Raw genomic sequence first — 5612 nt, forward strand, 5'->3', positions numbered from 1 at the left:
CAACACTGAAATGCCTGATTTTGAATAAATACACTAAGATGGGAATGCCTGTTTCGCACAAAGCAGCGTAACCTCAAAACAACAAAAGAAAAAACTCATGCAGAATCCATCCGTTGCAACAAAGTCAATGCAGAGTATAAAATAGATTGTGTAAACGGATTTTAGTAACTGTATTTAAAGTCTGCATCTGTTATCAAAGATAGTTAAGAACTGATGGAGTATGAACCCCCAATTTTGGATGGGCATGCTCCATTTTTTTTCAATGTTTGTGATGGCCATATAAACGGCCTTTAGAGCTGCCTGATCATCGGGGAACTGGACTTTTGTTTTTGTGTATTTTCTGATACCCCGGTTCAGGTTTTCGATGGTATTGGTAGTGTAGATAATTTTTCTGATCTCCAGGGGGTAGTCAAAATAGCTGGTAAGACAGTCCCGGTTATTACGCCAGGATTCGATGGCATGGCGGTATTTATGTCCCCATTTTTCAGAGAGCCTTTCCAGGGCCGCTTCTGCGGCGTCTCTGTTAACAGCCCCGTAAACGTCTTTTAAATCAGCACAGAAGGCTTTACGGTCTTTCCATACCACATATTTGCAGGAGTTGCGGATCTGGTACACGATACAGAGCTGGGTTACGGTATCTGGGAATACGCCTTTAATGGCGTCTGTAAAGCCTTTGAGATTGTCTGTACAGGCAATGAGGATATCCTCCACGCCGCGGGCCTTTAAATCGGTCAGCACGCTCATCCGGAAGGAAGCAGATTCCGTTTCAGCCATCCACATACCTAATACTTCCTTTAATCCATCGTTTTTGAGGCCGATAACCAGGTAAATGCACTTGTTGATATACTTGCCATTCTGTTTTACCTTTAGGACAATGCCGTCCCTGCCCGTCCGGTCAGGCAGGCATCCAAACGGTATAATACACCGCTTCCAAAGGCCGTTGCTGCCACTCTTTGACATGCTCAATAATACGGTTGGTAACGTTTGAGATGGTACCCTCACTGACATCTACTCCATAGGCCTGTTTGACCTGTTCTGCAATATCCGATGTGGTCATACCCCGGCTGTACATGCCGATAATGGATTCTTCGAGCTTATCACTCATCCGTTGCCCTTTGGGTATGAGTTGTGGCTCAAACCCGCTATTACGGTCCTGGGGAATATTGAGCACCATGTCTCCCAGGGATTGGGTCTTTACCCTCTTGGGATAGCTACCGTTACGGCTGTTGCCACTGTTGTTGCCCTCTTTGGCGTGTTTCTCATATCCGAGATGTTCATCCAGTTCTGCCTGCAGCATTTGCTCCACACCCTGCTTATACATCTCACTAAAAAATGACTGAAAATCTTCTTTGCTTTTGAATTGCTTAAAGAAGTCTTTGGGTAATTTGCTTTGTTGTTCCATAAAACTGTATTAAAGTTAAAAAATCCGGGCAAAACTTTGACCGCAACCCGTGCAGGTGAAGCGAAGTGAGGCGGAGCGTAGCGGAGCCGAACGAAGCGAGCCTGCACGGGGGATTAACTCTCCATACAGTTACTAATAATCTATTTACACAAAGAACTAAACACTACCTTTAAATGCACCCGTGAAAACAGGTGCTGTCCGAAATAGTTTGTACTTTGGTTCATTCTTTTGTTTGAAAGTGTCGTAACTCGCAAACTAAGAAAAAGGGGTGGCTTTTATGCCCCCCTTATTTTTTGTCGGACAACAATGGTTTTAAATAGTAAGAGCAGGTTCCCGCCTTCGCGGGAATGACGTGCAGGAGTGTTTATTGTTTTTATCAGCATTAGATTAGTACTTCTATTATACACCGGCAATAAAGCAATATAAAAATAAAACACAATCACAAGCCGTCATGTCAGACCAGATCGGACACCTGCTCTTAAACAATAAACCTGTTGACAATATTATTGATTGCTTTAAATAGCTTCTTAGCCATAAAATATGGCAGGCCATCTTACTAAAGAATAAATGCAAAGGCCGTCACGCCTGCATGAAGCAGCAGATTTAATTCCTTATTGGCTTTCCTTTCTTTATTACTGCTTCAATGCGCTGCAGGGTTTTCTTTTCCCCGCATAAACTTAAGAAGGCTTCCCGTTCAAGATCAAGCAAATATTGCTCGTTTACAAGCGATTGTTCGCTTAAATCGCCGCCACACATCACATACGCTAATTTACGGGCTACCAATGCATCATGGTCTGTTGCATAACCGGCGCGCCACATACCGTTAATGCCGGCGTATAAGGCCCCAAGCGCCGAGCGGCCCAGCACTTTTATATCTGTTCTCTTTACCGGCTGCACATAACCTTGTTCATACATTTCAATTATAGCGTTCTTAGCTTCGCCCGTTCTGCGCTGCGGGTTCATAACCATTTCATCGTGGCCTTTGCGTAAAATGCCCAGCTCATAACCTTCAAATGCTGATGTGGCAACTTTGGCTGTTGCTATGGTAAGAAAGCGGTTTTTTAAAGTGATGGTTTCCGGCTCATCTTCGTGCATTTCATCGGCAGCGCGTAATACAAATTCTTTGGTGCCGCCACCGCCCGGGATCAAACCAACGCCCAGTTCTACCAGACCTATGTATGTTTCGGCGGCAGCATAAACCTTATCGGCATGCAGGTTCATTTCACAACCACCGCCAAGCGTTAAACCAAGCGGCGCTGTTATAACCGGTACCGATGAATAACGTGCCCGCATCATGGTATTTTGGAACATGCGTATCGCCATATCCAGTTCATCATATTCCTGTTCTATCGCATACATGAATATCATGCCCACATTAGCGCCGGCGCTGAAGTTGGCGCCGCTGTTGCTTATCACCAGCCCTTTGAACTTATCTTCTGCAATCTCAATGCTTTTATTCACAGCCTGTAAAACTTCACTGCCAATCGTGTTCATTTTGGTTTGCCATTGCAAAGCCACTACATCATCGCCAATATCGTATAACCATGCATTATTGTTCTTCCAAACAATTTTATTCTTGTAATTTTCTAAAATGATGAAGCTGCCTGCGGACGGAACGGGTCTATATGTTTTTGAAACAACATCATAGTACAGCTTCATGTTGTTTTCTGTTTTATAAAAAGCGGTATTGCCTGCGGCCAGCTTTTCATCAACCCATGAAGCAACTGAATAACCTGCTTCTTTCATAACTTGTACAGTTTCTGCAACGCCAAATACATCCCAGCTTTCAAAGGCGCCGATCTCCCAGCCAAAGCCGGCCATCATCGCATCATCTATCCTGTATAATTCATCGCTTATTTCGGGAATGCGGTTGGAAATGTATGAGAACAAAGCATAATGAAAATGGCGGTAAAAATCGCCTGCTTTATCGGGTGCGGTAAATAAAGCTTTTAATCTTGTTTTAAGGTCATCAATCAGTTTGGCTGATTCAATAGCTGCGAACCTTACTTTCTTTCTTGGTTCATACTCAAGGGAAGATAAATTAAGTGTATAAATTTCTTTCTCTCCTTTAGCAGATGGGGGCAGTTTTTTAAAAAATCCCTGGCCGGTTTTATCGCCCAGCCATTTGTTTTCAATCATGGTTTGCAGCCATGCCGGAATTTTAAAAATATCTTTTGCTTCATCATCAGGAAAATTTTGTGCAACGCCATCGGCTACCTTTACCAGCGTATCAATGCCTACCACATCAGCCGTTCTGAAAGTGGCCGATTTTGGCCTGCCAATTATTGGACCTGTTAATGCATCCACTTCATCAATGCTGAGGTCAAATTTTTGCATGGTGTTGAAGATGGACATGATGCCGAACACACCAACACGGTTGGCAATAAATGCAGGTGTGTCTTTGGCGAGCACCGTTGTCTTGCCCAGGAAAACATCGCCATAATGCATTAGAAAGTCAATGACTGACGGATCTGTTTCCGGCGCGGGAATTATTTCAAGCAAACGCAAATAACGCGGCGGGTTAAAGAAGTGCGTGCCGCAAAAATGCTTTTTAAAATCTTCGCTCCTTCCCTGTGATAATATATGTATGGGGATACCGGAAGTATTCGTTGTTATTAATGTGCCGGGCTTGCGAAATTGCTCAACCTTTTCATATACCTGTTGCTTTATATCAAGCCTTTCAACCACCACTTCAATTATCCAGTCGCAACCTGCAATGTCCTTCATGTTATCATCAAAATTGCCGGTGGCAATGCGCCCGGGAACATTTTTGGTATAAACAGGAGATGGGTTTGATTTAATAGCCGCCTGCAAGGCATCGTTCACCAGTTTATTTTTGGGCAGCTTATTTTCTTCCCAGCCGGGCGTGGCAATATCGAGCAGTAAAACCTGTACGCCGATACCTGCAAAATGACAGGCAATCCTTGAACCCATTACACCACTCCCCAGAACAGCAACTTTTTTTATTGAACGCTTCATCTGTATATTTTTTGTTTTTTCAATAGCCTATGAAACCTGCATCATATCCATTCATCTTGAGAAGAAATTTATCATGCCCGTTTCATTCATAATATTTGAAAGTTTATAAGTTTAGCAATCAAAAGTAAAAATAGTTAGTTATGCAACTATTTTTTAAAATTAACCGTAAAACTTATCCATGCGGTAAAATGGTGAAGCTGTTTACACTTTTAAAAATCATTGATAGGTTTGCGCATTCCCAATACGCATACTGCGTTACGTAACATTAGGTTTAGGTGAAATAATCTTATTCGCTTCCATCCTGCAAAATCTGGCTTCATCTGAAAAATTTCCTGTTTGAGAAATTTAATGCCTCCTGTATTATAATAATACCGGCTATTTCCCAGATTAAATATTGAGGAAACTCCGGGTATATTCATTAAGATGCCAGGTATTATTGATTTTTACTTTTTTTACATCAGTCAATAACTGTATGTAGTCGTTAACCGATATTTTTTTGAGTAGGTTTTTTGTGTCTTTAGTTCTATGCATAAATGTTGATACCATTGCAAACAAACATGATTGATAAACATCCAGCCTTCATGGGTTTGCTGATTTTGCATATAAGTGTGATCTGCTTCCAATACATTCTTCATGCCATCGAACATAGTTTCGATATACATTCTGCTTTTGTAAGCTTCGTAAACATCCTGTGCTGAAGCGTCATATAAATTGGTGAGAAGAGCAATGGTTCCAAAATGATTTTTGTGCTGATGGTATTTTTCTCTGCTGTAATTTTCAGGATATGTTTTTATTCTGCCTGTGTAATCTGATTCTTCTTTAAGCCGTAATGTCTCATCTACATATAAATGCAGGAGAAGTTTTTCGTGTTTGTCGGTATGATGCCAAACGGCTCGTTTTTCATGCTCAAAATAAACGGCAGCTGCCGTCTAAGCGGAAGGGAATGCTCTTTAATGGGCATGTATATACTATTCGGCAATAAGCTATAGCAATTAATTCTTTCCACATCTCTCCAAAATATTTTTCGAGACGCTTACTATAATCAGTAAACCGGGTAATAATAAGTTGAGCAACCCCCATACTCTTTTACTGATACCGGGGCAATGGTGGTATGTGCTGTCATGGCTTTTGCTGCTAATCGTGCAGGTGAAGGCATAAAGCCTTTTGTTTCACTGATAGAGCCCAATAATTTTCCGCTGACTTTCTTTGGCTTCTTTTTAAGAGCATCATA

Annotated in this window: 3 protein-coding genes and 1 pseudogene; all 4 read right to left on the reverse strand. The window is 41.9% G+C overall.

Going from position 1 to position 5612, the window contains the following annotated elements; all coding sequences use genetic code 11:
- Positions 1 to 174: 174 nt before the first annotated feature.
- A pseudogene (locus QM629_RS06580) lies at positions 175 to 1402 on the reverse strand (IS256 family transposase).
- Positions 1403 to 2005: 603 nt separating this feature from the next.
- Positions 2006 to 4381 (reverse strand): 3-hydroxyacyl-CoA dehydrogenase/enoyl-CoA hydratase family protein, encoded by a 2376-nt coding sequence (locus tag QM629_RS06585; RefSeq protein ID WP_415158427.1) that lies wholly within the window; start codon positions 4379 to 4381, stop codon positions 2006 to 2008.
- A 461-nt stretch (positions 4382 to 4842) separates the two neighbouring features.
- The gene (locus QM629_RS06590; protein WP_415158431.1) at positions 4843 to 5235 is read right to left on the reverse strand and encodes a transposase; all 393 of its coding nucleotides are present in this window, start codon (positions 5233 to 5235) and stop codon (positions 4843 to 4845) included.
- A gap of 188 nt (positions 5236 to 5423) precedes the next feature.
- Positions 5424 to 5612, reverse strand: a 189-nt coding sequence (locus QM629_RS06595) for a hypothetical protein (RefSeq protein WP_415158429.1), incomplete at its 5' end; no start/stop codon positions are given.

The organism is Parafilimonas sp. (genome assembly GCF_047606085.1).
Taxonomy (GTDB): domain Bacteria; phylum Bacteroidota; class Bacteroidia; order Chitinophagales; family Chitinophagaceae; genus Parafilimonas.

Coding starts and splice junctions, on each gene's coding strand:
- QM629_RS06585 (WP_415158427.1), bottom strand. CDS start 4,381: ATGAAGCGTTCAATAAAAAAAGTTGCTGTTCTGGGGAGTGGTGTAATG.